23 protein-coding genes and 2 pseudogenes are annotated in these 23,518 nt (G+C 69.6%); 10 read left to right on the forward strand and 15 right to left on the reverse strand.

Annotation, left to right across the window (positions count from 1 at the left end):
* Window positions 1-60 precede the first annotated feature (60 nt).
* The 3 genes from ACFVXC_RS40460 to ACFVXC_RS40470 form a co-directional block, all read right to left on the reverse strand.
* A complete protein-coding gene (locus ACFVXC_RS40460; protein ID WP_389916505.1) occupies window positions 61-1,749 on the reverse strand; it encodes an amidase family protein in 1,689 nt (562 codons plus the stop codon).
* 117 nt (window positions 1,750-1,866) lie between these two features.
* Window positions 1,867-2,229 (reverse strand): SRPBCC family protein, encoded by a 363-nt coding sequence (locus ACFVXC_RS40465; RefSeq protein WP_389916507.1) that lies wholly within the window; start codon window positions 2,227-2,229, stop codon window positions 1,867-1,869.
* 91 nt (window positions 2,230-2,320) lie between these two features.
* Complete coding sequence (locus ACFVXC_RS40470) at window positions 2,321-2,701, reverse strand: MerR family transcriptional regulator (protein ID WP_389916508.1); 381 nt, start codon at window positions 2,699-2,701, stop codon at window positions 2,321-2,323.
* Window positions 2,702-2,896: 195 nt separating this feature from the next.
* Between ACFVXC_RS40470 and ACFVXC_RS40475 the strand changes: the two genes are divergently transcribed.
* Window positions 2,897-3,913: an alpha/beta hydrolase family protein gene (locus ACFVXC_RS40475; protein ID WP_389916510.1), complete on the forward strand. Its 1,017-nt coding sequence runs from the start codon at window positions 2,897-2,899 to the stop codon at window positions 3,911-3,913.
* A 404-nt stretch (window positions 3,914-4,317) separates the two neighbouring features.
* Here ACFVXC_RS40475 and ACFVXC_RS40480 read toward each other — a convergent pair whose 3' ends face one another.
* On the reverse strand, window positions 4,318-5,061 hold the full coding sequence (locus ACFVXC_RS40480; RefSeq protein ID WP_389916512.1) for a VOC family protein: 744 nt from the start codon (window positions 5,059-5,061) through the stop codon (window positions 4,318-4,320).
* Between the two features lie 82 nt (window positions 5,062-5,143).
* A complete protein-coding gene (locus tag ACFVXC_RS40485) occupies window positions 5,144-5,992 on the reverse strand; it encodes a helix-turn-helix transcriptional regulator (protein WP_389916514.1) in 849 nt (282 codons plus the stop codon).
* 224 nt (window positions 5,993-6,216) lie between these two features.
* On the opposite strand from ACFVXC_RS40485, the gene ACFVXC_RS40490 reads away from it, so the two are divergent.
* From ACFVXC_RS40490 to ACFVXC_RS40500, 3 genes and pseudogenes are all read left to right on the forward strand, one after another.
* Window positions 6,217-6,441, forward strand: a complete 225-nt coding sequence (locus tag ACFVXC_RS40490; RefSeq protein WP_389916553.1) for an Atu4866 domain-containing protein — start codon at window positions 6,217-6,219, stop codon at window positions 6,439-6,441.
* A gap of 7 nt (window positions 6,442-6,448) precedes the next feature.
* Window positions 6,449-6,646, forward strand: a pseudogene (locus ACFVXC_RS40495) (response regulator transcription factor); the annotation flags it as partial.
* 234 nt (window positions 6,647-6,880) lie between these two features.
* Window positions 6,881-7,879, forward strand: a complete 999-nt coding sequence (locus ACFVXC_RS40500; RefSeq protein WP_389916516.1) for a D-alanyl-D-alanine carboxypeptidase family protein — start codon at window positions 6,881-6,883, stop codon at window positions 7,877-7,879.
* 100 nt (window positions 7,880-7,979) lie between these two features.
* On the opposite strand, the gene ACFVXC_RS40505 is transcribed toward ACFVXC_RS40500, so the two are convergent.
* The 4 genes from ACFVXC_RS40505 to ACFVXC_RS40520 form a co-directional block, all read right to left on the reverse strand.
* Window positions 7,980-8,729, reverse strand: coding sequence for a sulfite exporter TauE/SafE family protein (locus tag ACFVXC_RS40505; RefSeq protein WP_389916518.1), 750 nt, complete (start codon window positions 8,727-8,729; stop codon window positions 7,980-7,982).
* On the reverse strand, window positions 8,726-10,123 hold the full coding sequence (locus ACFVXC_RS40510; RefSeq protein ID WP_389916520.1) for a rhodanese-like domain-containing protein: 1,398 nt from the start codon (window positions 10,121-10,123) through the stop codon (window positions 8,726-8,728). Before ACFVXC_RS40510 ends, ACFVXC_RS40505 begins: the two co-directional genes overlap by 4 nt.
* Window positions 10,124-10,307: 184 nt before the next feature.
* On the reverse strand, window positions 10,308-10,670 hold the full coding sequence (locus ACFVXC_RS40515; protein WP_389916522.1) for a rhodanese-like domain-containing protein: 363 nt from the start codon (window positions 10,668-10,670) through the stop codon (window positions 10,308-10,310).
* 377 nt (window positions 10,671-11,047) lie between these two features.
* Complete coding sequence (locus ACFVXC_RS40520) at window positions 11,048-11,521, reverse strand: polyketide cyclase (RefSeq protein ID WP_389916524.1); 474 nt, start codon at window positions 11,519-11,521, stop codon at window positions 11,048-11,050.
* 452 nt (window positions 11,522-11,973) lie between these two features.
* On the opposite strand from ACFVXC_RS40520, the gene ACFVXC_RS40525 reads away from it, so the two are divergent.
* Entirely contained in the window at window positions 11,974-12,114 is a 141-nt protein-coding gene (locus ACFVXC_RS40525; protein WP_389916526.1) for a hypothetical protein, read from the forward strand.
* Window positions 12,115-12,231: 117 nt separating this feature from the next.
* A complete protein-coding gene (locus tag ACFVXC_RS40530; RefSeq protein WP_389916528.1) occupies window positions 12,232-12,636 on the forward strand; it encodes a rodlin in 405 nt (134 codons plus the stop codon).
* 80 nt (window positions 12,637-12,716) lie between these two features.
* Here ACFVXC_RS40530 and ACFVXC_RS40535 read toward each other — a convergent pair whose 3' ends face one another.
* From ACFVXC_RS40535 to ACFVXC_RS40550, 4 genes are all read right to left on the reverse strand, one after another.
* Window positions 12,717-13,619, reverse strand: coding sequence for an NADP-dependent oxidoreductase (locus ACFVXC_RS40535; RefSeq protein WP_389916530.1), 903 nt, complete (start codon window positions 13,617-13,619; stop codon window positions 12,717-12,719).
* A gap of 195 nt (window positions 13,620-13,814) precedes the next feature.
* Window positions 13,815-14,924, reverse strand: a complete 1,110-nt coding sequence (locus tag ACFVXC_RS40540) for a hypothetical protein (protein ID WP_389916532.1) — start codon at window positions 14,922-14,924, stop codon at window positions 13,815-13,817.
* 2 nt (window positions 14,925-14,926) lie between these two features.
* Entirely contained in the window at window positions 14,927-15,994 is a 1,068-nt protein-coding gene (locus ACFVXC_RS40545; RefSeq protein WP_389916534.1) for a hypothetical protein, read from the reverse strand.
* 373 nt (window positions 15,995-16,367) lie between these two features.
* Complete coding sequence (locus tag ACFVXC_RS40550) at window positions 16,368-17,204, reverse strand: helix-turn-helix transcriptional regulator (protein WP_389916536.1); 837 nt, start codon at window positions 17,202-17,204, stop codon at window positions 16,368-16,370.
* Between the two features lie 152 nt (window positions 17,205-17,356).
* Between ACFVXC_RS40550 and ACFVXC_RS40555 the strand changes: the two genes are divergently transcribed.
* The 4 genes and pseudogenes from ACFVXC_RS40555 (at window position 17,357) to ACFVXC_RS40570 (ending at window position 20,715) form a co-directional block, all read left to right on the forward strand.
* Window positions 17,357-18,421, forward strand: a complete 1,065-nt coding sequence (locus ACFVXC_RS40555) for an aldo/keto reductase (RefSeq protein ID WP_389916538.1) — start codon at window positions 17,357-17,359, stop codon at window positions 18,419-18,421.
* A 234-nt stretch (window positions 18,422-18,655) separates the two neighbouring features.
* Entirely contained in the window at window positions 18,656-19,714 is a 1,059-nt protein-coding gene (gene tsaD / locus ACFVXC_RS40560; protein ID WP_389916555.1) for a tRNA (adenosine(37)-N6)-threonylcarbamoyltransferase complex transferase subunit TsaD, read from the forward strand.
* An 88-nt stretch (window positions 19,715-19,802) separates the two neighbouring features.
* Window positions 19,803-19,997 (forward strand): annotated as a pseudogene (locus ACFVXC_RS40565) (ABC transporter substrate-binding protein); the annotation flags it as partial.
* A 79-nt stretch (window positions 19,998-20,076) separates the two neighbouring features.
* On the forward strand, window positions 20,077-20,715 hold the full coding sequence (locus ACFVXC_RS40570; protein WP_389916540.1) for an ATP-binding cassette domain-containing protein: 639 nt from the start codon (window positions 20,077-20,079) through the stop codon (window positions 20,713-20,715).
* A gap of 274 nt (window positions 20,716-20,989) precedes the next feature.
* On the opposite strand, the gene ACFVXC_RS40575 is transcribed toward ACFVXC_RS40570, so the two are convergent.
* Together ACFVXC_RS40575 and ACFVXC_RS40580 are read right to left on the reverse strand one after the other, a co-directional pair.
* Complete coding sequence (locus ACFVXC_RS40575) at window positions 20,990-21,697, reverse strand: 4'-phosphopantetheinyl transferase (protein WP_389916542.1); 708 nt, start codon at window positions 21,695-21,697, stop codon at window positions 20,990-20,992.
* Window positions 21,694-22,959, reverse strand: a complete 1,266-nt coding sequence (locus ACFVXC_RS40580; RefSeq protein WP_389916544.1) for a glycosyltransferase — start codon at window positions 22,957-22,959, stop codon at window positions 21,694-21,696. Before ACFVXC_RS40580 ends, ACFVXC_RS40575 begins: the two co-directional genes overlap by 4 nt.
* Between the last annotated feature and the right edge of the window lie 559 nt (window positions 22,960-23,518).

The raw sequence follows: 23,518 nt of genomic DNA on the forward strand, positions 1-23,518 counted from the left end.
CTGTCGACGTGGCGCGGGCCCAGTGGAAGGAGCTCGCCACCGAGTGACTCGACCCCGTGTTCACCGTGGCGTGCCGGACCCGGCCGTCGGCAGGTAGCGCGGTGCTCGCCAGGCCTTCAACCGGTGCACCACCGCGGCGCCCAAGGACAGGAGCTTGGCGTCCTGGTGGTCACCGGCCATCAGGAGCAGGCCGACCGGCAGTTCGTCCACGGACCCGGCGGGCACCGAGAGGGACGGATATCCGGCGACGGCCGCCGGGGTGGATGAGGGGATGACGTCGTTGTCGCCGCGCGCGCAGTCGGTCGTCCAGGCGGGCGGATTCGTGGGTGCGGCGATGGCGTCCAGGTGATGGGTGGCCATGGTCTCGTCGATGGAGCGCCGGGAGAGGTCCTTCAACTCGGCTCGCATGGCCCGGTACTCGGGGTCGGTGGTGGGCGGCGCGGCAAGGGCCTGCTCGAAGAGCTCCTGGCCGGCGAAACAGGTCTGTTCCTCGGCGTGGTCGCGGTTGAACTTGATCAGCTCGGCAAGGTCTCGGGGTCCGCCCCGCGTACCGAGGTAGGCGTCGATGTCCCGGTGGAACTCGCTGAGCAGCGCCGGGAATTCGAGTTCGGCGAGCCGCGCCTGGTACGGGGGTGTCACCTCGACGACCTCGGCTCCGGCCTTGCGCAGCTTCTTCGCCGTACGGGTCATCACCGCGTCCACGTCGGATCCGAGCGAGGGCAGGCGCCACAGGCCGATCCGCTTGCCGCGGAGGCTGGCACCGTCGCCAAGCGCGCTCTCGCCACGCCCGCTCTCGCCACGCCCGCTCTCGCCTTGTGTGTCCTTGCCGCGTGTGTCCTTGCCACCGCTCAGCACCGAGAGCGTGAGCGCGGTGTCGATCACGTTGCGCGCCATGGGCCCGGCCGTGTCCTGCTCGGCGGAGATCGGCACCACACCCGACTGGCTGACCAGACCGAGGCTTGGCTTGTGGCCGACGATGCCGTTCATCCCGGCCGGGCACACGATGGAGCCGTCCGTCTCGGTGCCGATCGCCACCTGCGACAACGACGCGGCGAGCGCGGCGGCCGAGCCGGCGGAGGAACCGCACGGATTCCGGTCGAGGACGTAGGGGTTGCCGGTCTGCCCGCCCACCGCCGACCACCCTGAAGTCGGTTTCGCCGCACGGAAGTTGGCCCACTCGGACAGGTTGGTCTTGCCGAGGATCACCGCCCCGGCCTTCCGCAGCCGGGTCACCAGTGCCGCATCGGTGTCGGGCGGGCTCCCGGCGAGGGCCAGCGACCCGGCCGTCGTCGGCATGTCGCGGGTGTTCACGTTGTCCTTGAGCAGAACGGGGATGCCGTCCAGCGGACCGAGTGTCTCGCCACGCCGGTGCCTTGCGTCGCTGGAGGCCGCCTGGCGCAGGGCCGTCGGACTGGTACGCAGCACCGAGTGAATCTTGGGATCGATGTCCTCGATCCGCCGCAGGTAGGCCCGGGTCAGCTTCGACGAGGTCAGTGAGCCGCCTGCCATGCGCGCCTGCAACTCCGGAATCGTCACGGTGTCCAGGTCGATCCCGGGTGCGAGAGGTGACCCGGTCGGCGGTGATGAGCTGTCGGCGCCAAGCTCGGCGGCTCGCGCGCCAGTTGCGGCTCTCGCACCGGTTGTGGCTTGCGCACCGGTTGCGGCTTGCGCGCCAGTACTCGGTACGCCTGTCAGAAGGGACCCCGCGACAAGGGCGGCGGTCGTTGCGGCAATGCTCCTCTTCCCCATGCGGATCAGCGGACTACACGGGCAGCGTCCGGCGCAAGGGGGTGGAGAGACGTCGTCACGCGGTCTCGGTCACCCGGTCTCGGTCACCCGGTGTCGGTCGCCCGTGCCGCCAGCACTTCAGTTCTGGACAAGGCGGCGCAATGCGCGCTGCGCCAGTGGCGTATACGCCACCACGACCAGCGTGGGGCCTTCGATGTGCAGCTCGGTCTCCGTGCCGGACGGAGTGCGGGCCCGGACAACGTGCCACAGGCGCATCCGTACCGGGCCCGCCTGGACCCGCCACCGCCAGGTGTGGGCCTGATGGTCGACGGCCTCGATGACGAAGGCGACGCCGGGCCCCACCACGGGCACCACCCGGCCGCGCATGCCCGCGCGCAGCGCGGCCTCCGTCTCCACGGCCCGGATCTGCGGAGCCCACGCGGGCCAGGCCGCGGTCCGTATGTATCGCTGCCAGACCGCCTCCACGCTTGCCGCGCCCACAGCATGCACCGTTCTTCTCACCTCCCCACCATGCTCGCGGAAAGGCGGTTTGTGCCTGCTGAGCCATGCCTGCTGAGCAGTCCCGTCCGGTCTACGTGGTGGCCTCAGGCCGGCAGGATCGGCCCGCGACCAGGTTGTCGGTGGCGGCGGCGACCACGGAATCGAGCCGGTTCCTGGCGTGTGTCAGATCGGTGATGCGCTGGTCGATGTGGTCGCGCTCGGTGGCCAGCCGCTCGAGCAGCCCCGGAGTGGCGTTGCCGTCGACGACGCACGGCATCAGCTCCACGATCGTCTTGCTGGAGAGCCCGGCGGCGTAGAGCTGCTGGACCAGTTCGACCTGGTCGACCGCGCTCTGCGGATAGTGGCGCTGACCGCTGGGGCTGCGCTCGGACGTCAGCAGGTGCTGTTCCTCGTAGTAACGCAGGGCCCTGACGCTGACGCCGGTCCGGGCGGCGAGTTCTCCGATGCGCACTTGCCCTCCTTCATGACGCACATGACGTACATGGCGCGCATGACGTACATCGCGCACATGACGCACATGGCGCACGTCCATGACTTGCCTCTGACGTCGACGTCAGGTTTTAGCGTAGCTCGTGTGCGGGGCCGCTCACCTCGCCCCGCCGATCGCACCATCCATGGCCCGCACCACGTGAAAGAAGCGCATCCCATGATCAATCCAGCACCTGCGAGAACCGGCGTCACCGGCGCCTCCGTATCCGTTTCCGCTCCTGTCTCCGCGTCTGTCTCCGCCTCCGCTCCCGTCTCTGCCCCCGCCACCGCCCCGATCGTCTCGGTGAAGCCGATCGTGCTGTCCGCCCCCGAACGCGGCGCGGACCTGCACGTACGCGTATCAGCCCCGGCCACCGGGCACGACCTGCCGGTCGTTCTCTTCGCGCACGGGTTCGGCTCGAACCTGGACGGCTACGCGCCGCTGGTGGATCACTGGGCCGCGCACGGCTTCGTGGTGATTCAGGCGACCCATCTCGACTCCAAGAGGCTGCACCTCGCCGCGGACGACCCCCGCAAGCCTCAGTGGTGGCGTCACCGCGTGCAGGACATGAAGCGCGTCCTCGACGAACTCGACACACTGGAGGCCGCCGTTCCCGGCCTGACCGGGCGAGTGGACCGCCGTCGGGTCGTCGCGGCCGGGCATTCCTTCGGCGGGCAGACGGCAGGCATCCTGGTGGGTCTGCGCGTCGTCGACCCGCGGACCGGGATCGCGGAAGACATGTCCGATCCACGGGTCCGGGCGAGCATCTTGCTGGCCACAGCAGGCAGAGGGGGAGACGGCCTGACTCCCTTCGCCCACGACAACCTGCCCTGGCTGCGGGACCAGGACTTCTCCCACATCACCGCGCCGACCCTGGTGGTCGCCGGCGACAAGGACGAACTCCCGCTCTCCACCCGGGGAGCTGCCTGGACGACCGACCCGTACACCCTGAGCTCCGGCGACAGGCATCTGCTCACCCTCTTCGGCGGCCGGCACTTCCTCGGTGGCATCTCCGGCTACGAGGCGGCGGAGACCACCGACGAGAGCCCCGAGCGCGTGGCCCTGATCCAGCAGGTCACCCTCGCCTACCTGCGCCACGTCACCGACATCGCCGACGCCGACTGGGCCGCAGCCCGAACCGCCCTGGCGGAGGGTTCCCACCCACTGGGGCGGCTGGAGTCGAACGGAGCGTGACGTCGGATCACATACCCGTGCGCTGGCCGTGGTGGCGCATCCTTTCCGGACGGCAGCCATCTCTCCCCTGCGCGGGGTACACCCGGTGCGACAGCCTGCCGGCCTGCATTCCATCTGCGGTCTGGTCCGCTGGGAGATGGACGGGGCGCTGAGCGAGACGAAGCAAACGGGGCGGTGCCGAGTTGCTGCTCCACGGCGGCCCGATCTCGTGAGCGGCGGGGGCCGGTAGGGGAGACCAGCACGGTAAGGCGTTCAACCGCGGAGAGCATCTGGATCGGCCTGCTCGTAGGGCCAGTGGCAGTTCACGTTCGCCGGGTTGCTCGCGCTGAGTGCCATCGTGGCGGCAGGAGTTGGGTTCACCCTGCCGCACGAGAAGCTGGAGGGGTTGCCGCCAAGGCCACGTGTCAGGCGCGGCCCAGGACGCAGAACTCGTGGTCCTCCGGGTCGGTCAGGCACTTCCACGGGACATCGCCCTGGCCGAGGTCGAGAGGGGTGGCGCCCAGGGCCCGCAGCCGGGACACCTCCGCCTCCTGATCGTCACCGGGGTACGGCAGCAGGTCGATGTGAACGCGGTCCGGCACGGTCTTCTCGCCGGGCGTGCGGAGGAACTCGAGATACGGGCCGACACCCTTGGCGGAGCGCAGCACCGCACGATCGTCGGTCACCTCGTGCAGGGCCCAGTCCATCGCCTCGCCCCAGAACCGCGCCATCGCCCGCGGATCCACGCAGTCGATCACCACCGCGGCGATCGGCCCGGTGTCCCGGTAGATCTCCCGGGGCTCGAGGACACAGAACTCGTTGCCCTCCGGGTCGGCGAGGACCGTCCAGGGCACGTCGCCCTGGCCCACGTCGACGGGCGTCGCACCAAGCGCCTGGAGTCGCGTGACCAGCTCCGCCTGATGGGCCGCGGAGGTGGTGGCGAGATCGAGGTGCGCACGGTTCTTCGTCGCCGTCTTGGGCTCCGGGACGGTGACGACGTCGACGCAGACGGCGACCGCGTCCGGCCAGACGAAGCCGCCTCCGGGTTCAACGTTGGTCACGCCGGGGGCCTCGCTGGAAACACCCCAGCCGAGCGCCTCCGCCCAGAACTGACCGACCAGCGAGTCGTCGAGAGCCTTCATGTTCACATTTACGGGTCGCAGCGCCATGCGGGCGACCCTATGCACCCTGCAATGACTTTCGCAGGTGCCGTCGCCAAACAGAGCTCAACTCGCTCACCAGCCGCAATGCTCAGGTGCGGGAACCGGGTTCGGTGTGGCGTCGCGTGGCGTGGAGGGAGCCGAGGAGGTCGAGGGCCTGGGCGCTGGGGCTGCCGGGTTCGGCGTGATGGATGACGAGTTGCTGGCCGGGGGCTTCGCGGACGTCGAAGGACTGGTAGGTGAGAGCGAGGGGGCCGACGTCCGGGTGGAGGAGGTGCTTGGCGTCCCGCGACTTGCCGCGCACGGTGTGCGCCTGCCACAGCTGTGTGAAGGCCGTGCTGTGCTTCTTGAGGGTGCCCACGAGTTCCCGTAGCCGGGGGTTGTCGGGATCGAAGCCCGCTGCCTGGCGCAGATTGGCGACAGCGGCCTGGGCGGCCCGCTCCCAGTCCGCGTAGAAGTGCCGCCCGGCCGGGTCCAGGAAGGTCATGCGGGCGAGGTTGTCCGCCGGGGTGAACGGCGCGTAGAGCGCGTCGGTCAGGGCGTTGGTGGCGAGAAGGTCCAGGTTCCGGTTCATGACGAACGCCGGAGTGTGGGCGTAGCCGTCCATCAACTGGCGCAGTGAGGAGCTGACTTGCTCGGTGGCGTGGGCGGGGGTGTGCTCCTGCGGTGGGGCCCCGGCCAGCCGGTACAGGTGGGCCCGGGCCTCGGCGTCGAGGTGCAGTGCGCGGCCGATGGCGTCGAGCACCTGGGGTGAGGGGTGGCGTTCGCGGCCCTGTTCCAGGCGGGTGTAGTAGTCGGCGTTCATGCCGGCCAGGACGGCGACCTCCTCGCGGCGCAGTCCGGCGACTCTGCGAATGCCGTAGCTCGCCATGCCGACGTCCTCCGGCCGCAGGCCGGCGCGGCGCGCGCGCAGGAACTCTCCCAGGTGGTTGTCGTCCATGCCCTCAGGCTAGGCGGCGGCCTCGCGCCGTGCCTGGGTGTGCCGCACCCAGGCAGCCCACAACCTGGTCGACCGCTTGCGACCTGCGCAGACTCGTCGGAGTACGACAACACCGGCCCCGAGAAAGGAAGATCACCATGAGTGGAGACGGAGACGTCAACGGAGACGGAGACACCGAGGCAGTCCGCAGCGGTCGCGCGCCGGAGAACGCCGACGTGGTCGGCATGTGGGTGACCGAGGACGGCCACATCCGCCAGGAACTGCTGCCGGACGGCCGTTACGACGAAGCTCGGGGTACTCGGCGCAGCGCGTACACCGGCCGGTACACGGTGTCCGGCGACCACCTGGACTACGTCGACGACACCGGATTCACGGCCACGGGCGACATCCGGGACGGAGTGCTCCACCACGAGCACCTCGTGCTGTACCGCGAGGCGAAGTCCTCGTGACGGAGCAGACCGACGCGGGCTGAGCAACGCGGAACTCGCCACCCGCCTCCACCTCGCCGAGACCACCGTCAAAACCCACGTCGCCCGCATCCTCGCCAAACTCGGGCTCCGTGACCGTGTCCAGGCCGTCATCGTCGCCTACGAGACCGGACTGATCAGCGCGGGTGCGCACGAGACCGCCCAACTGCCCACCGAGCTGACGTAGACCGCCGACAGTACGACCGAATCATGAAGGCGCAGGGGAGTCGACTAGACACGGTCCGCAACTCACCTCATGGGATCTGCCAGTTGTCTCCACGACATCTTCATGTCGGTGAGCCCTGTTACCCGGCTATGACAAAGCGATCTTGAAATGGCCGTCAAGACCTAAGTAGGTTCGATATGCACTGATCTTTTCATTACAAGCCGGCGTCCCTGCGCCGGGAGAAAGGGATGCCTCATGGGTTCCCACGCCCGCCCCAACCGGATCCACCGGACGGGGGCCCGGATCGCGACGGTCGCACTGTTCGGCGCCGCCCTGCCGATCACCGCAGGCGGCCTCGCCCAGGCCGCCACCCCTGCCACACACTCCGCCGAGGTGAACGACCAGCAGAGTGGCGAGAGCATCGCTCCCGCCGGCCAGAGCCGGAGCACGCCGGACACGAGAAGTGCGGACGTCCCCAAGACCAAGGCTGACCACGCCTTCCTCCTGGACGCCCGCGACGGCAGCCAGGAGCGGGAGATGTGGGCCGGGGCCAAGGCCGACGAGAGCGTGTCGATGGCCAGCACCACCAAGATCATGACCGCCCTGGTCGTGCTCAAGCACCCGGAGTGGCTTGACCGGCAGATCACGGTGAAGCAGGAATACCGGGACTACGTGTCGGAGAACGGCTCCAGTACGGCTGATCTCCAGGTCGGCGACAAGCTGACCGTCAAGCAGTTGCTGCACGCCATGCTGCTCCCCTCCGGGGCGGACGCGGCGATGGCCCTGGCTGACAACTACGGCGCCGGAGACACCGTGGACGCACGGATCGCCGACTTCGAGAACCAGATGAACACTGAAGCGCAGCAGCTGAACCTGACCGGCACGCACTTCGACTCCTTCGACGGCATCTCGCACGGCGACAACCGCAGCACCGCCCGCGATCTGGCCAAGCTCGGCCAGCGCGCGATGCTGCAGCCGGTGTTCGCCGACGTCGTGAAGAACAAGCAGTACAAGGCCGAGGCTCCGGCAGCCAATGGCCACACCCGGTACTACACCTGGGAGAACACCAACACTCTGCTGAGCACCTACGACGGCGCTCTGGGCATCAAGACCGGCAGCGGCACGGAAGCCGGCTACGCCGTCGTCTTCGCCGCCGAGCGGGACAACCGCACCCTCGTCGGCGCGATCCTCGCGACCGACAAGACCCGCTTCGAGGACGCCGCCAAGATGCTCGACTGGGGCTTCGCCCACTGACCGGACGGCCCCCGGATATGTCATGTGCCGCACGGTAGGCCTCCGCTCGCCCTGACCACGGGCGAGCGGAGGCCTACCGTGCGGAGTGGTCGGCGACGGATCAGAGAACGGCGTCGAGGAGCATGAACGCAGCCACCGCCAGCAGCACGGACGCGAAGGAGCGCTGCAGCAGGGGCCCTGACATCTTGAGCGCCAGGCGTTTGCCGTCCCACGCGCCAAGGATCGCGGCGGCGGCGAAAGGCCCGATGGCCGACCAGTCGAGGCCCGTGACGGTAGCCCCTCGGGTGGCCAGGGAAGCCAATGAGTTGGCCGAGATGACCAGCAGACTGGTACCGATCGCGGACTGCATCTCGAACGCGAGCACGGTGACCAGCGCCGGGACCGCGAGGAAGCCTCCCCCTACTCCCAGCAGGCCGGTCAGTGCGCCCAGACCGGCCCCGGTGACCGCCGCCTTCGCCGGCCGCACCGGGCCGCTCCCGGCACCGGCCGCCGGTGCGGGACGCAGCATCCTGAGCGCGGCGAGACCGGCGACGGCACCGAAAGCGACGGTGAGGGCGGCCTGCGGCAGGCGGCCCGCGACGGCTCCGGCGAGCGCGGCGGGCAGGAGCCCGGCGGCGGCGAACACGGCTCCAGCTTTCCACCGTACGTGTCCGGAACGGGCATGGCCGTACAGGGCGGTCAGCGAGGTGGCGGTGACGATGACCAGGCTCGCCGTGGTGGCCGCCGCGGGGGTGAAGCCGAGCAGGTAGATCAACGCGGGCACGGCGAGGACGCTGCCCCCGCCGCCGAGCGCGCCGAGCGCCAGGCCGACCACGGCCCCCGCGATCAGGGCCAGGACGAGAGTGCTCACGCCGCTCGGCCGCTCTCCCCGGGTGTTCGTTCCGCGCCGACGAGGGGCAGACCCGCGTCGCGCGCGGCGTCGAAACCGTCGTCGACCGCGACGACTTGACGCCCGCTCGCGTCCAGGAGAGAGGCGGCGATCGCGGCGCGCATCCCCCCGGCGCAGTGGACCCACACCGTGCCGTCCGGTATCTCGTCGAGCCGCAGGCGCAGTTCGTGGACCGGGATGTGCACCGAGTCCGCGATGTGCCCGGCGGCGCGTTCGGAACCGCGGCGTACGTCGAGCACCAGTACCTTCCCGCCCCTCCGACGGGCCTCGGCGAGGTCGGTGAAGGTGGCGCGCGGGAACGACGCAGGCCGTTCTCCCTCGCGGAGCCAGCTCGCCGGGCCACCGGTGGCGGCGGCGGCCGGACGGTCGATGCCCACCCGGACCAGTTCGCGCTGCGCGTCCGCGATCTGTCCGGCCGTCTCGGCGAGCAGGGTGACGGGTTTGCCCCACGGGATCAGCCAGGCGAGGTACGTGGCGAGCTTGCCCTCGCCCTCGAAGTTGAACGACCCGGCCACGTGCCCCTCGGCGAAGGCGACGCGGTTACGCAGGTCCACCACCCACTCGCCGGCGGCAAGCCGCTCGGCGATCTGTCCGGCGTCGGCGGGCTCGGGCGGGGTGAGATCGACAGGGGCGGGACCCGCTGCGTTGGCCGGGCCCATGTGCGTGTAGTAGGCGGGCACTTCCTCCAGGCCGGCCAGCGTCCGTGCGACGAACGTGTCGACATCGAGGGTGAGCGCGTCGTTGGCCCTGCGCTCATCGCCGATCGTGGTCGCGTCACCCGCTGCCTGGGAGGACGAGCAGAAACTGCCGAAGCCGTGGGTGGGGAGCACCGGCACGGCGTCGTCCAACGCGTCGGCGAGGCGGTGCGCGGAGGCGTGCTGGGCCCGGGCCAGTTGCTCGGTCAGCCGCGGCTCCACCAGGTCAGGGCGCCCCACCGCGCCGATCAGGAGGGAGCCGCCGGTGAACGCCGCCACACCGCGGCCGTCCTCCTCCAGGACATAGGAGGTGTGGTGGGGCGTGTGCCCGGGGGTGGCGATGGCACGCAGCTCCAGTCCCTCGTCCACCACGACCGTGTCACCATCGGCGACCGGAGTGTGGGAGAAGGACACCTGGGCCGCCGACGGCACCAGGTAGACGGCGCCGGTGACGCGGGCCAACTCAAGGCCCCCGGTGACGTAGTCGTTGTGCACGTGGGTCTCCGCCACGTACGCGATGCGCACCCCGCGCCTCGTGGCGGCCGCGATCACCTGGTCGATGTCGCGCGGCGGGTCGACGACGACCGCGGCACGTGTGCCGCCGGACAGATAGCTGCGGTTTCCCAGGCCTTCGAACACCAGAGTGTCGACGAAGAACATGGCTTTGATTCCCTTCAGGAGAGGGGGAAGAACGGTCGGCTCGTCGCCGAGCGGGCGCTGCTCGCCGACCGCTCGGCGGACGCGGAGGTGCGACGCGGGTGCTGGACGCAGGCGCTGTACGCGGGTGCTGTACGCGGGTGCCAGACGCGGGAACGAGTGGCCTCGTCCAATGCCTGACGTCTGACTACTTCCCCGTAGGGCCGGAGACGACCGGCAGTCCGGCCGCTTCCCAGGCTTCGAGGCCGCCGGTGAGGCTGAAGACCGCGGAACGGCCTGCGCTCACCGCCTGCGCCGCGGCTCGCGTGCTGCGTCGGCCGGTGCGGCAGATGAACGCCACTGATCCGTAGGGCAGTTCGGGAAGGGAGGCCGGTCCCGTGCCGAGCGCGGCATGTACGGCGCCTGCGGGACGGACGGCCGCCCACTCGTCGTCCTGCCGGACATCGACCAGGGTGAGTTCGCCGTCGGCGAGACGGCGCCGAGCCTCCGCCGGTGACAGTTCGGCCACCTCATCGGCGCGGGCACCACCCAGTGGGCGAGCGACTCCCACTCGGCGACGTTCACGAGACGGAACCTGCTCCCGGGCATGACCGTGCGGAACATATAGGTCCGGACGAACCCGGGCCGGGACGCCATCAGGTCAGTGGCGTCCTGCCACATCCCGAGGTACGCGCCGTCGTTGTCCTCGTCGATCTCGAGCGGGATGATCACGACATAGTGGTTCCCCATCAGGACTCTCCCTGTGCGGTGTTCGTTTCGCCGCACAGGTCGCGATGTTCTGAGGGGCGCTCAGTGCCTGCCGAGGTGACCGGTGCAGCCGGTACGCACACTGTGGGCGAAGTCCACAAGAGCGGCAAAAGAACTTGCCGATACCGCAACTAGATGCGGCGGACACCGATACAGCTACTCCACAACCCCACAGCTCCACTACTCCACGTTCCGCGCCAGAATCCCGAGTGTCGCGCGCAGGGATGCCTCAGGGATGACCGGGAAGATGCCCGCGTCCCGGTACCGTTCCTCGATCTCGCTCCAGTCGTAGTACGAGGTGACCAGGGTGCCGCCCTCGTCCTCGCCCTCGCCCGCCTTGAGCCGGTAACCGTAGAGGTGCCGGATGGGAGGCTGTACTTGGCCGGAGATCGTCCATTCGATCAGGGCGTCCTGCTCGAATTTCGTGATGATCACGGTGACGTCGTACTTGCCCATCGGGTAGTCGTTCAACGACTCACGGTCCATATGGACGACGAATTCATCGCCGGCCCCGCGCGCGGGTTCTCCCTCGGCGGACTGCAGCATTCCTGAACTGTCGATCGCCACGTGTCCGGCGGGGTCGCACAGCAGCCTGAAGATTTTTTCCGGGGATGCCGCAATCTGACGCCGTACTTCGAATCGCTCTGTCGTCATATGAGTCACCCTTGCACGATCAAGGAACCCAGGACCAGCAGAGGCGGTGATCCGCTCGCCGCGGGGAGAGCCGGGCGGGCCACCGCGGCCCGAGGTGGTCTTGTCAACGGCACGGGGCGTGCCGACAGGAAGCCGGTGTGACTGACACGCTGGCCACCCGGTGTGACTGACACGCTGGCCACACCGAGGCGCCGAGGTGCCGCGCGCACCGAAGAGCTCCTCCGGGTGTCCCTCGATCTGGCCTCGGAGTTCGCGGCCGAAGTGCCGTGCGGAACGCCGTACCACCGCCACCTGTTGTCGGCTGTCGGCCGGTGATCGCCACCTACGCCGTCCGGCCCCCGTACACCGAGCACACCCCGCCCGCTGCTCACGAGGGGCCTCAGTGTCAACTCCGGCTCACGACGAGGAACTTGGAGATGTGGGAACGCTCGGCCTTGTTGTGGCGGCACCCCTTGCCTGAGTTGCGTGTGATCATCGACGGTCCGCGGCTGCGCGTCCATCACGGGGAGCGCGAGGCCGGGACGGTGCTGCTGGAACGGCCGGATGCCGTGCACGAGAGCCGTCTCGCCGCCAAACGGTACGGATCCAGCTGAACGACCGGCGTCAGCTTCGCTACGCCGACACTCCGCTAACGGGCGAATAGGGCCATGTCGGGGTCATAGGCGGATGTACTGGCCTTTCTGGTAACTGACGTTCAGCTCTGGAGTGACATGCGTACCCGTAATCTCCCCCTCGCCCTGAGTCTTGCCGCCGTAGCACTGGCCGGCAGTGCCGGGAGCGCGGCCGCCACCGGCGACGACAACGGCACCACCTCGCTGAGCGGCAACGGTGCCGAGACGGCGTTCGCCAACAGCAGCACCGACGGGAACATGAGCCCGCAGGGGAGCCTGGTCCAGGGCTCCTTGAACAAGCTCTGCCTCGGTGTGCCCGTCAAGGCGAACGTGGGATCCCTCGTCGGCCTCGTGCCGATCGCGGTCCAGGACATCCCGGTCCTCTCGGCGCCGCAGAACCAGCAGTGCGCGGAGAACTCCACGCAGGACAAGGGCGACGAGCCGCTGTCGCACATCCTCAGCGACATCCCGGCGCTCTCGGGCAACGGCTCGAACAACAGCTGAGCCCATGCTGCTTCCGCGGGTCGGTATCGCCCGGCCCGCGGAAGCAGCGGCCCACGCCGGGCACGGTCGCCGCGGTCGCGTCAGCCGACAAGCAGCACGAACTTCCCGCGTACATGGCCGCCCTCGCCGACGCGGTGTGCCTCCGCGACCTCGGCGAGCGGGAAGGACCGCCCGACCGGAAGAGAGAAGCGTCCGGCCTCGATCAGCCCGCCGATCTCGGCGAGCGCGTGGACCGCACGGCCCGCGTCCCCGCGGCTGAACGCCACCCCGTGCTCCTGCGCGCCACTGAAGTCGGCGATCGTCACGACGTGCTCCGGCCCGCCCGCGAGGCCGATGAGTTCGGGCAGTACGCCGCTACCGGCGACGTCAAGTGCCAGGTCGACGCCATCAGGCGCAAGCGCGCGAACCCGCCCGACGAGTCCTTCACCGTAGGCGACGGGGTCGGCCCCCAGCGAGCGCAGATACTCGTGGTTGGCGGGACTGCCAGTGCCGATGACGTACGCGCCGCGTGCCACGGCGAGTTGTACGGCGGCGCTGCCGACGCTTCCGGAGGCGCCGTTGACGAGCAGCTTGCTGCCGCTCACGACGCCGAGCTGGTCGAGCGCGCGCGTGGCCGTCTCGATGGCGGCAGGCAGCGCGGCGGCGCCGGGGAAGTCCAGCGATGGCGGGATGAGCGCGTAGTAGGACAGCACCGCAAGCTCTGCCTGGGCCGCCCCCTCGACGGAGAAGCCGAACACCCGATCGCCGATGGCCACGTCCGCAACGCCCTCGCCGACCTCGTCGACGACGCCCGCCGCTTCGTGGCCCATGGTCTGCGGCAGTTCCTCATCCATCAGGCCCTGGCGCTTCTTCCAGTCGCTCGGGTTGACGCCGGCCGCGCGCACCGCGATCCGCACCTGGCCTGGCCCCGGACGCGGATCGGGGAGGTCCTCGATCATGAGGACTTCCGGGCCCCCGAACTGGTGGAAACGGACTGCTTTCATGATTCGCTCCGGTACCGGCTCTGGGCAGCGCGCTTGCTGCGGTTCGTTCGACCTTCCACGCTGTTCGCTGCGAACACCGTAGGTACCAGTCTCGTTCGCCGGGCCGGCGGACACGCCAGCAGGTCGGTCTACGCCAGCAGGTCGGTCTACGCCAGCAAGTCGGTCCACGCGCCCGTGTCAGCCGAACCGCCCGTGTCAGCCGAACCGAAGGATGCGCGGGGCGAAGGTGCCCTCGGGACCGTCGGCCCTGCCGACCGACCACACCTTCTCCGCGCCCGGCACCGGTGCGAGGCGCAGCACCGAGGAGTCGCCCTCCCCGGCCACCGCCGGTTCGCTGTACTCGGTGAACGACTGGTCGTTGCGGGCAAGGAAGTCAGGACCGGGGATCAACGGCGGATTGCTGCCCGGCGGGCCCCACTTCTGTGAGCGGACCACCGAGACCCAGGCCAGCGCGCCCGACGTGTCGGGTGCCAGTGAGCTGATCGAGCCGAAGTCGGTGGGCACGGTCACCCGGTTCCACTCCTGCCCGTCCCAGCGGACCAGGAGTGGCGGAATCGGCCGTCCCGGCGGACCGCCGACGAACCCTTCGGTACCACCCGCCCACACCTCTGTCGGCGAGACGGCCAGCACACTGCTCACGGCCGACCGCGGGAATCCGTCCACGATCGTCTGCTTCCACGCCTGCCCGTTCCAGTGCGACACGGCCGCACCCGAGTTGGTGGCACCCGCGGCCCAGACGTCGTCGGGGGACAGGATGTGCAGGCCGTCCACGGATCCTGGCGGCGCCGGCACCTCACGCCAGGCGTGCCCGTCCCAGCGCAGCAAGATCTGCGCGCCGTCCCGTGAACCGATCAGCCAGGTCTCACCGCCACCGGCGACGGCCTTGGTCAGCACGACACCGCGCGGCGGCCGGCTCTCCTTCCAGGCGGAGCCGTCGAAGCGGAGCAGACGGGCACCGCCGGCCGAGTCACGGCCGACCACCCAGACCGCGGTCGGCGATGTCGCGGCGATGGACAGCAGCTCTCCCTGCCAGCCGACCCCGGGCAGACTCTGGCGCTGCCAGGCGGTTCCGTCCCAGCGCAGCACCAGCGGGAAGCCCGGTGCCTCGCGACCGACGGCGTCGGCACCCACCGCCCACGCCCGGTCGGGGCCGAACGCGACGACCTCGTTGAGGCCGGACTGCGGGCGTACCTGTGCCGGAACGGGAACGTGTCGCCAGGACAGGGTTCCCGCCGAGGCCGAGGTCATGATGGCCACGACGGTCATGGTGACGGCGAGGGCCGCGACAAGAAGACGGCGTGCCATGGTCAACCTCCCAGCCGCTCGCTCATCAGATTCGGTTTGGAGCCGTAGATCTCGGCGGTCCCCAGGGACAGCAGCGCGGGTCCGGCCCTCGCCAGCGCACGCGGTTTGACGTCGATCGCGTTCGTGCGCTCCGGACCGTAGGAGTAGCTGGTGCGACGGCCGTCCACCCGGGCGTACTTCGACTGGAACGCGCGGTCGCTGCGCACCGGCAGCCACAGCGCCCCGTCCGGGCCCCGCACCATGGCCTCGGTGTAGGTGTCGCCCAGCGGTGGGTAGGTGGTGCGCCAGGCGTGCCCGTTCCAGTTCATCAGGTAGGTGCGGGCCACGCCGTCGGTGTACTGGCTGCCGCCGATCGTGATCCGGCCGGACGGTTCGAGCAGGATCGTGTGCACATTGCTGTTCGGCGGCAGCGGCACCTTCGCGTCCCGCCATGCCGTGCCGTCCCGGCGCAGGACGGTGGTTCCGGTGTCGGTGTCCGCCCAGGCCCAGGCGTCGGTGGCAGTACGCGCGGTGATCCCCATCAGGAACAGCACGCCGTCCGGGGTGGACTGTGTGGTCCAGTTCGAACCGTCGTAGTGCAACACCTTCAGCCCGGTTTCGTCCTCACCGACCACCCATGCGGCACCCGGTACCGCGGTGAAGTCCTGGTACGTCCACAGGGTCTGCGGCAGCGGGACGGCACTCCACCCTTCCGCCGACCGGCGCAGGATCTCCCCCTCGCCTGCGCGGTTGTGGAAGATCCACACCTCCTTGCCGACGAACTGCACCTTGCCGAGCCAGCCTGGCTCTCCGGCGCCGGGGAAGGTGGTGTCCCGGCTCCACGCCGTGCCGTCCCACCGGTACAGCATCGGCCGCGGCCCGTCGGAGGCGTTCTCGTACCCGGTGGCCCAAGCCTCGCCCGGTCCGCGAGCGGCGAGATCGGACACCGTCACCGGCGGGGCCGCCGCCGGTACGGGCAGCGCCGACCAACTCGGCTTCACAGCGGAGGATGACGTCACAGCCGCAGCCGACGATACGGCCGCGGCGCACGTGATCACCAGGCAGACAAGGACCGCACGGAGACCGTTCACGAGACCCCCAGAGCACGAAGGTCGCAGACTCTATTGGTGTTCCCCACCTGTGAACAGACGGCATTCGGCCGTTCACGGGTCACTCTGGACGCCCGCCGTGCCGTGACTCACCAGGTCCTGCCCGCCTGCTCGCGGAGGGTGTGGTTGATCCGGTTGATCCGGTTGAAGAGGTTGGGCAGCGCGATCTCCAGGGTGATCGCGCCCAGTTGCCCCTCGCTGCAATGGGTACGCAGATGCGCCAGCGACAGCAGGCGGTGTCCGACACCCCCCTGATGGACCCGACGGACCCGGTGGCCGGATCACCGACATCGACGTCGTGGTCGACCCGGCCAAGCTCGCGTTTATGGACCCGCCGGATCCGGCCTGAGCCTCGTCATCCCCGTGCGCACAAGCGGTCCAACGCCGACTGGCTCGCGTCGTCCGCGGCGCGGTAGACCACCAACCGCTGGTCCGGATCTTGAAGTGGCGTCAGCACTTCGAAATCCACGGCGAACACACCGACGTCAGCGTGCCGCAAGACCTTGCTCCCACGGCCGTTGACCGTGATGTCCCGCTCGGCCCACAAGCGCGCGAATTCCTCGTCACCAGCGGTGAATTCGGCGATGAGGTCGGTCAACGCCCGATCGTCCGGATACGCGGCCCACGCGGCGCGCAGGTGGGCGACCCCCTCTCGTACGACGCGTCGGCGGTCGACGTAGAGATCGCGTATCCCCGGATGCATCAGGCAGAGCCACATCGCATTGCGCTGCCGCGGCGGCAGGGTGTCGAAGTCCAGTAGCAGGTTCGCCATCTCGCTGTTCCAGGCCAGGATGTCGTAGCGGTGGTTCATCAGCATGGTCGGCAGCGGCGAGAGGTCGGCCACAAGGCGGGCCAGGGGCGGCGTCGCCGTGGTGGCGGGCTTGTCGGCGTTACGGGGGCGCTGCCGGGCCAGGTTGAAGAGGTAGGCGCGTTCGTCGGGGGCCAGGCGCAGCGCCCGGGCCAGGGCTTCCACCACGTCCGCCGACGGCCGTAGCCCGCGGGCCTGTTCAAGACGTACGACGTAGTCGGTGCTGACCCCGGCAAGCTCGGCGACCTCCTCGCGGCGCAGACCCGGGGTCCGCCGGGCCCGCCGACGGGACGGCAGGCCGAAATCGTGCGGGTCGAGGCCCTCGCGCCGGGCCCGCAGGAACGCGGCCAACTCATGTGTCGTGTCCACCGTGCGGGTCGTCATGCCCGGTCCAACAGCCAGGGTAGGACCGGTGTTCCCAGGAACTTCCTTCCCTTAACCCCTGCTCGCGGCGGTCACATGCTTGTTCTCGACAGCGGATCACAGGCGCAAGAGGCGCAACAAGCGCATCAAGCGCAACAAGCACAGGAGGACACATGTCGCTCACCCTCGACACCTACCGGCTCCTCGGCCGCTCCGGGCTGCGGGTCTCACCGTTGGCCCTGGGCGCGGCGACCTTCGGCACCGAATGGGGCTGGGGTGCCGAGCAGGGCGAGGCCCGCAAGTTGTTCGACCTCTACGTCGAGCGCGGCGGCAACTTCATCGACACCGCCAGTACGTACACCAACGGCAGCTCCGAGCGCCTCCTGGGTGAATTCACCCGTGACAACCGCGAAAGCCTGGTCCTCGCGACGAAATACACGACGCTGCGTCGACCCGGCGATCCGAATTCCGGGGGCCCTCACCGAAAGAGCCTGTTCGCGTCGGTGGAAGCCAGTCTGCGACAGCTGAACACGGACTACATCGACCTGCTCTACCTGCACCTGTGGGACTTCACGACGCCGGTCGAGGAGATCCTGCGCGGCATGGACGATCTGGTCCGGCAGGGCAAGGTCCTGTACGTGGCGATCTCCAACGCCCCCGCCTGGCAGGTGTCACGCATGCAGGCGATCGCCGACCTGCGGGGCTGGTCGCCGCTGGTCGCCCTGCAGATCGAGTACAACCTGATCGAGCGCACCGGGGAACGCGACCTCATCCCCATGGCACGCGAGATGGGGTTGGGCGTGATCCCGTGGTCACCGCTGGCCGGCGGGGTGCTCACCGGCAAGTACAGCCGCGACGAACTGACCGCGAAGGACGTCGCGTCCGACGACGGCACCCGCAAGAGCCTCACCATCGCGAACGGCGCGATCACCGAACGCAACCTCGCCATCGTGGACGTCGTGAAGCAGGTCGCCGCGGAGCTGGGACGCACACCCGCCCAGGTCGGACTTGCCTGGACCCTGCGGAACCCGGGCGTGAGCGCACCGATCATCGGCGCCCGCACCCCCGCACAGCTGGAGGACAACCTGGGCGCCCTCGAGGTCGACTTCACCGCCGCCCAACTGGCCCGCCTCGACGAGGCGAGCACGATCGGACTCGGCTTCCCGCACGACATGCTCGCCCGTGACACGATCCGGGCACTGACCCGCGGGGCCATGACGGTCGAGGCCCGCCGCTGATACGCGGACGAGGGGATCAGGCCGCTTCGGCGGCGCCGTCGCGCACCACGCCGGCGAACGTCCTGTCGGAACTCCGCTCACGCCTCGGTGTCGCGTACGTGTTCATCTCCCACGACCTGTCCGTGTTGCCTGCATCGCCGACCGATTGACGGTGATGGGAATGAGCATCCTCCTATTGCACATATATTGCAGGTAGTGAAAGTGTGCAGAAGGAGGGTCGCAGTGAGCGAACCGGTGGTGTTGGGGATCGAGTCGTCGTGCGACGAAACCGGCGCGGGCATCGTGCGGGGCGGGAAACTCCTTGCCCACGTGGTGGCGTCGAGCATGGACGAACACGCCCGCTTCGGAGGCGTGGTGCCCGAGATCGCCGCCCGCGCCCATCTGCACGCCTTCACTCCGGTCGTACGACAGGCCCTGGCGGACGCCGGTCTGCGGCTGGGGCAGATCGACGCGGTCGCCGTCACCACGGGGCCCGGCCTCTCCGGCGCCCTGCAGGTCGGCCTCGCCGGTGCGAAGTCCCTGGCCTACGCGGCGGACGTACCGCTGTACGGAGTGCACCACCTGGCCGGACACGTCGCCGCCGACACTCTCGAACACGGCCCGCTGCCAGAGCCGAGCGTGGTTCTGATCGTCTCCGGCGGCCATACGTCCCTGCTCCTGGTCCCGGACCTGGTGCGCGAGCCGATCCTGCACCTGGGCGACACCCTCGACGACGCGGCGGGCGAGTGTTTCGACAAGGTCGCCCGCATCCTGGGGCTGCCGTATCCGGGCGGGCCCGCCATCGACCGCGCCGCGCGTGACGGCGACCCTGGGGCGGTCACCTTCCCGCGCCCGCTGACCCGGGCCGGGGACGACCCGTACGCGTTCTCGTTCTCCGGACTGAAGACGGCCGCCGCACGCTGGGTGGAGCAGCACCGGCAGCGCGGCGCGGAGCCTTCGGTCGCCGACGGGGCGGCGGCATTGCAGGAAGCCGTCGCCGACGTCCTCACCCGCAAGGCCGTGCGGGCGTGCCGCGACCACGACGTGAAGACCCTGATCGTGGTCGGCGGAGTGGCCGCGAACTCCCGTGTACGGGGCCTGGCCGAACAGCGCTGCCAGGCCGCGGGCATCGAGCTGAGGGTGCCGCCGATGACGCTCTGCACCGACAATGGAGCCATGATCGCCGCCGTCGGTGACCTGCTGGTCCGCTCCGGCGCCGAACCCGCTCCGCTCGACGTGTCGATCGATCCGTCCGCACCCCTGGAGTACGCGTCCCTCACGCCGCTGCCGAGGTCATCGGCGCGGGCCGCTTGACATCACCGCTCACCGCCCTGCCCGCACCCGTCACCTCGTATACGACAACTCGTGGGCCACAATGGGCACAATGGGCACAATGGGCACACGAGGCCGCGCCAAGGCCCTCTACGACACGCTCGGTACATACGCGGACGACATGTCCGTCCGGCCGCGGCTCGCGGAGTCATGGGAGAGCGACGCCTCCGGCACCCGGTGGCGCATACGTCTGCGCGCGGCGGAATTCCACGACGGGAAGCCCGTCACCGCGAAACACGTCCGAGCACCGCAGCCCCGGCCCGGCAGGGCTCCGAAGGGGTGGTGGCCAAGGAGGTAGTCGTGCGCCGCAGTACCGCCGACCCCCCCTGACCGGGCCGGTGTCGATGACGTTTCCGCCCGGCAGCAGGACCGCACTCCTCGGCCCCTCGGGCTCCGGCAAGACGACGTTCGCCCGCGTGCTCGCCGGGCTGACGACGCCGACCGGGGGCGGGACGAGGTTCGAAGGGCGGATGCTCCCTGGCCGCGTCGACCGCCGTACGACCGCGCAGCGCCGCGTCGTCCAGTACGTGCATCAGGACAGTGCCAGTTCCTTCGAGGAGCACCGTCCGCTCATCGAGCAACTGGCCGACACCGCGCGGCTACTGCGCGGTCTGCGCCGCGAGGAGGCGACGCCTGAGGCGGTGGAGACCGCCGAAGGGCTTGGCCTTGACACATCGCTCCTGCGCCGCTCCCCGTCCCGGCTGTCCGGCGGCCAGCTTCGGCGCTGTGCGCTGGTGCGGGCGCTGACGGCACATCCGGCACTTCTGATATGCGACGAGGTGACGTCGGCACTGGACACCGTTTCCCGGGAGCGTGTGCTCGACGTGCTGCCTGATCTCCTGGCCCCGGCCGGAACCGCCCTGCTCTTCATCAGCCACGATGTGCCCGCGGTGCGCGTGCTCACCGAGGATGCCGCGCTTTTCGAAGGTGGCCGTTGCGTGCGGCGCGGGCCGCTCGATGAAGTGCTGATCGCCGGGCGGTGATTCAGCTGGAACCGACGTTGAGGCAGGCCCCTTCGTACCGGAAGAGGTGCGCGCAGGTTCCCGCTCCGTTCGCGAACAGAACGAATGCGGGACGGCAGGCGTATTGCCGGCACGGAGGGAATGCCTTGACGCGGGCCCCCTTCAGGGGGGAAGGCATGATCCGTGCCGACGAAGTGATCACTCAGCGACTTGTGGTTGCTTCTTAAATCTTTTTGGAAACGGCGATCGGATCTGTTCTGATCATGCGGTTACCCGGTCCCGCCCATGTCCTGCTTCACGAGCGGAGCGTGATCGCGGTCAGTACGAGGCCGTCCCGGACGGCGTAGCGGCCCGACAGTTCCTGGGGGAAACCGAGTTCTCGTACGGGAGGAAGTATCCGGGCCGTGAAGGACCCTTCGCCCGCCGCGTCCGGGCCCGGTCGGAATTCGGTGTCCGGCCGGAAGTCCACATCGGCCTCCTCGAAGCCGAGGGAACGGCGGACGAGCGGATACCAGGTTTTGTAGACGCTCTCCTTGGCACTGAACAGAACGCGGTCCCAGCGGACCGAGGGGTGCGCGGCGAGATACTTCTGGACCCGGCGCTGCTCGGCCGACAGGCCGATCGCTTCCAGGACCCCCTCGGGGAGCGGGTCGTTCGGGGTGGCGTCGATGCCGAGTGAGCGGACCCGCGCGGTGCCGGCGACGGCGGCGGCGCGGTATCCCGCGCAGTGCGTGATGCTGCCGACGACGCCCGTGGGCCAGTGGGGGCTGCCCTTCGGGTCGGGAAGGATCGCGGGAGCGGGCAGCCCCAGGCGTTCCAGAGCGCGGTGCGCGCAGTGCCGGCCGGTGGTGAACTCGCGGCGCCTCGCGGGCACCGACCGCGCGATGAGGGCCTCCTCGGCGGGGTGCAGGACGATGCCGTCGGGATCGGTGCGGAACTCCTCGACCACGATGTCGTCGGGGACGACGCGGGCCAACAACGGCGCCGCGATGCGGGAGGTCAAGGCGTGCCCTCCCGCTCTTCCTCTTTCTCCTGCCCCGGTTTCTGCCCGTCCGGTTCTGCGGGGAGCCGGGTGCGGGCCCGGCCGCCGCGCCGGGGCACGTAGACGAGCAGTTCCGTGGCGATGAAGCGGACCACGAACGTGAGCAGGAGGGCGAGCGCCGTCGCGGGCAGGACCGCCATATCGGCACGGTGCACGAGCAGGGCGATGAGCGGGATGCGCAGCACCAGGTCGGCGTTGGCGAGCAGGGCGAACCGGCCAAGGCGGTCCGCCCAATGGCGGTGTTCGCGGCGGTTGCGGAAGAGCAGCAGGTCGATGAGGACGAAGTTCCACAGCACCCCGAACTGGTTGGCCACCACCTCCGCCGCCATGTAGTGCAGGCCGAGCGCTGTCAGCAGGGCCAGGCCACACAGGTTGGGCAGGAAACCGGTCACGCCGATCAGACCGAACGTGATCATGCGTGCGGCCGGGGTCGCGGTGCGCAGGGACACCAGGTGCGCGAGGAACCTGAGGCCCTCGCGCACGGTCGACTTGGACTCGCCCGCGAACCGCTCCTGGAAGGAGAACGGCACCTCGGCGACGGTGCGCGGGCGGCAGCGGATGGCCAGTTCGAGGAGGATCTTGTAGCCGAGGGGCTTGAGGATCCCGGCCTGGGCGTGGACCGTGCTGCGGCGGATAGCGAAGAAGCCGCTCATGGGGTCGCTGATGCCCTTGAGCGCGGAGGGAAAGAGGCCTTTGGTGACCAGCGTCGAGGTGCGCGAGACCGCCACCCGGTAGCGGCCGGAGAGTCCGGCGTGGCTGCCGCCGCCCGCGTACCGGCTGGCGACGACGAGGTCCGCGTCCGTGCGGCGGCCCGTCTCGATGAGCTCGGGAACGAGTGACGGTGGATGTTGCAGATCGGCGTCCATGACGACGATCCAGCTGGACGTGGCGGCCTTGAGGCCCTCCACGACGGCCCCGCTCAGGCCGCCGACGGGCACGCTGCGGTGGATGACCGAGACGGGGAACGGGCAGGTGAGGGCGGCTCGTTCGATCGCCGCCGGGGTGTCGTCGGTGCTGTCGTCGACGAAGACGGCCGTGCAGTCCAGGTGCGGGGGCAGACCGGCGGCGAGCCGGTCGAGCAACTCCCCGACGTTCTCGGCCTCGTTGAAGGTCGGCACGATCACCGTCACGGAGGTGCGCACGGGACCGTCGGCCGGCTGACCGTCGGCGAATATCTCGCCGTCGGCTCCGGCTTCCTCGGCGCCGGTGGGGGAGGTGCTCATCGCGGCTCGCTCATTCTCGCCACCTGTCTGCTTGCATGCATGCCTGCTTGCACGGGAACGGGGCAACTCGTACGGGAAGTCCGGCAGCCGGACCAGAAGGCGACTGCGGTGCGGAGACGTCGAGACGCTAGCCGCGACGGGGGGCGGCTTCCACCCCTATCCGTCCCCTCAGCGCGCCGCAGTCGCTGCTTTTCGGATCCGGAGGGGCTGGATCCGGCCGTTCTGACAGGTCGGCAACGAATGTGAACATGCGTTTGGTTTAACGCGTCGGCGGCGCGAAACCGCGGCGTAACAATATGGCGTATCTCACAAGGCGGGCCGGGCGGGCGGAGTTTGCCGTCGAGGGCCGCCGCACCGCATTGACGCGGCCATAGCGCAGCGTCGTGATCTTGGTCATGCAAACAGCTTGTTCTGCGCATGGATAACAGCCCGTCACATTGACTTCAATTCGATGGGCGGGCGCCATCGTGACGGGTTCCGACGCGGCGCTTGTCTTAATGGAATCTGTACGGACGGGTCGAAGGGGGCGGCGCTTACCCGCCATCGGCCGTACGCGGAG

This window comes from Streptomyces sp. NPDC058257 (assembly GCF_042881845.1).
Lineage (GTDB): Bacteria > Actinomycetota > Actinomycetes > Streptomycetales > Streptomycetaceae > Streptomyces.

Excerpts from the sequence above, each read along its gene's own strand:
- ACFVXC_RS40510 (WP_389916520.1), bottom strand. The coding sequence starts at position 10,123 with ATGTTCTTCGTCGACACTCTGGTGTTCGAAGGCCTGGGAAACCGCAGC.
- ACFVXC_RS40530 (WP_389916528.1), top strand. The coding sequence starts at position 12,232 with ATGCGTACCCGTAATCTCCCCCTCGCCCTGAGTCTTGCCGCCGTAGCA.
- ACFVXC_RS40485 (WP_389916514.1), bottom strand. The coding sequence starts at position 5,992 with ATGGACGACAACCACCTGGGAGAGTTCCTGCGCGCGCGCCGCGCCGGC.
- ACFVXC_RS40540 (WP_389916532.1), bottom strand. The coding sequence starts at position 14,924 with ATGGCACGCCGTCTTCTTGTCGCGGCCCTCGCCGTCACCATGACCGTC.
- ACFVXC_RS40580 (WP_389916544.1), bottom strand. The coding sequence starts at position 22,959 with ATGAGCACCTCCCCCACCGGCGCCGAGGAAGCCGGAGCCGACGGCGAG.
- ACFVXC_RS40535 (WP_389916530.1), bottom strand. The coding sequence starts at position 13,619 with ATGAAAGCAGTCCGTTTCCACCAGTTCGGGGGCCCGGAAGTCCTCATG.
- ACFVXC_RS40475 (WP_389916510.1), top strand. The coding sequence starts at position 2,897 with ATGATCAATCCAGCACCTGCGAGAACCGGCGTCACCGGCGCCTCCGTA.
- ACFVXC_RS40570 (WP_389916540.1), top strand. The coding sequence starts at position 20,077 with ATGACGTTTCCGCCCGGCAGCAGGACCGCACTCCTCGGCCCCTCGGGC.
- ACFVXC_RS40480 (WP_389916512.1), bottom strand. The coding sequence starts at position 5,061 with ATGGCGCTGCGACCCGTAAATGTGAACATGAAGGCTCTCGACGACTCG.
- ACFVXC_RS40500 (WP_389916516.1), top strand. The coding sequence starts at position 6,881 with ATGGGTTCCCACGCCCGCCCCAACCGGATCCACCGGACGGGGGCCCGG.
- ACFVXC_RS40490 (WP_389916553.1), top strand. The coding sequence starts at position 6,217 with ATGTGGGTGACCGAGGACGGCCACATCCGCCAGGAACTGCTGCCGGAC.
- ACFVXC_RS40550 (WP_389916536.1), bottom strand. The coding sequence starts at position 17,204 with ATGACGACCCGCACGGTGGACACGACACATGAGTTGGCCGCGTTCCTG.
- ACFVXC_RS40520 (WP_389916524.1), bottom strand. The coding sequence starts at position 11,521 with ATGACGACAGAGCGATTCGAAGTACGGCGTCAGATTGCGGCATCCCCG.
- ACFVXC_RS40460 (WP_389916505.1), bottom strand. The coding sequence starts at position 1,749 with ATGGGGAAGAGGAGCATTGCCGCAACGACCGCCGCCCTTGTCGCGGGG.
- ACFVXC_RS40555 (WP_389916538.1), top strand. The coding sequence starts at position 17,357 with ATGTCGCTCACCCTCGACACCTACCGGCTCCTCGGCCGCTCCGGGCTG.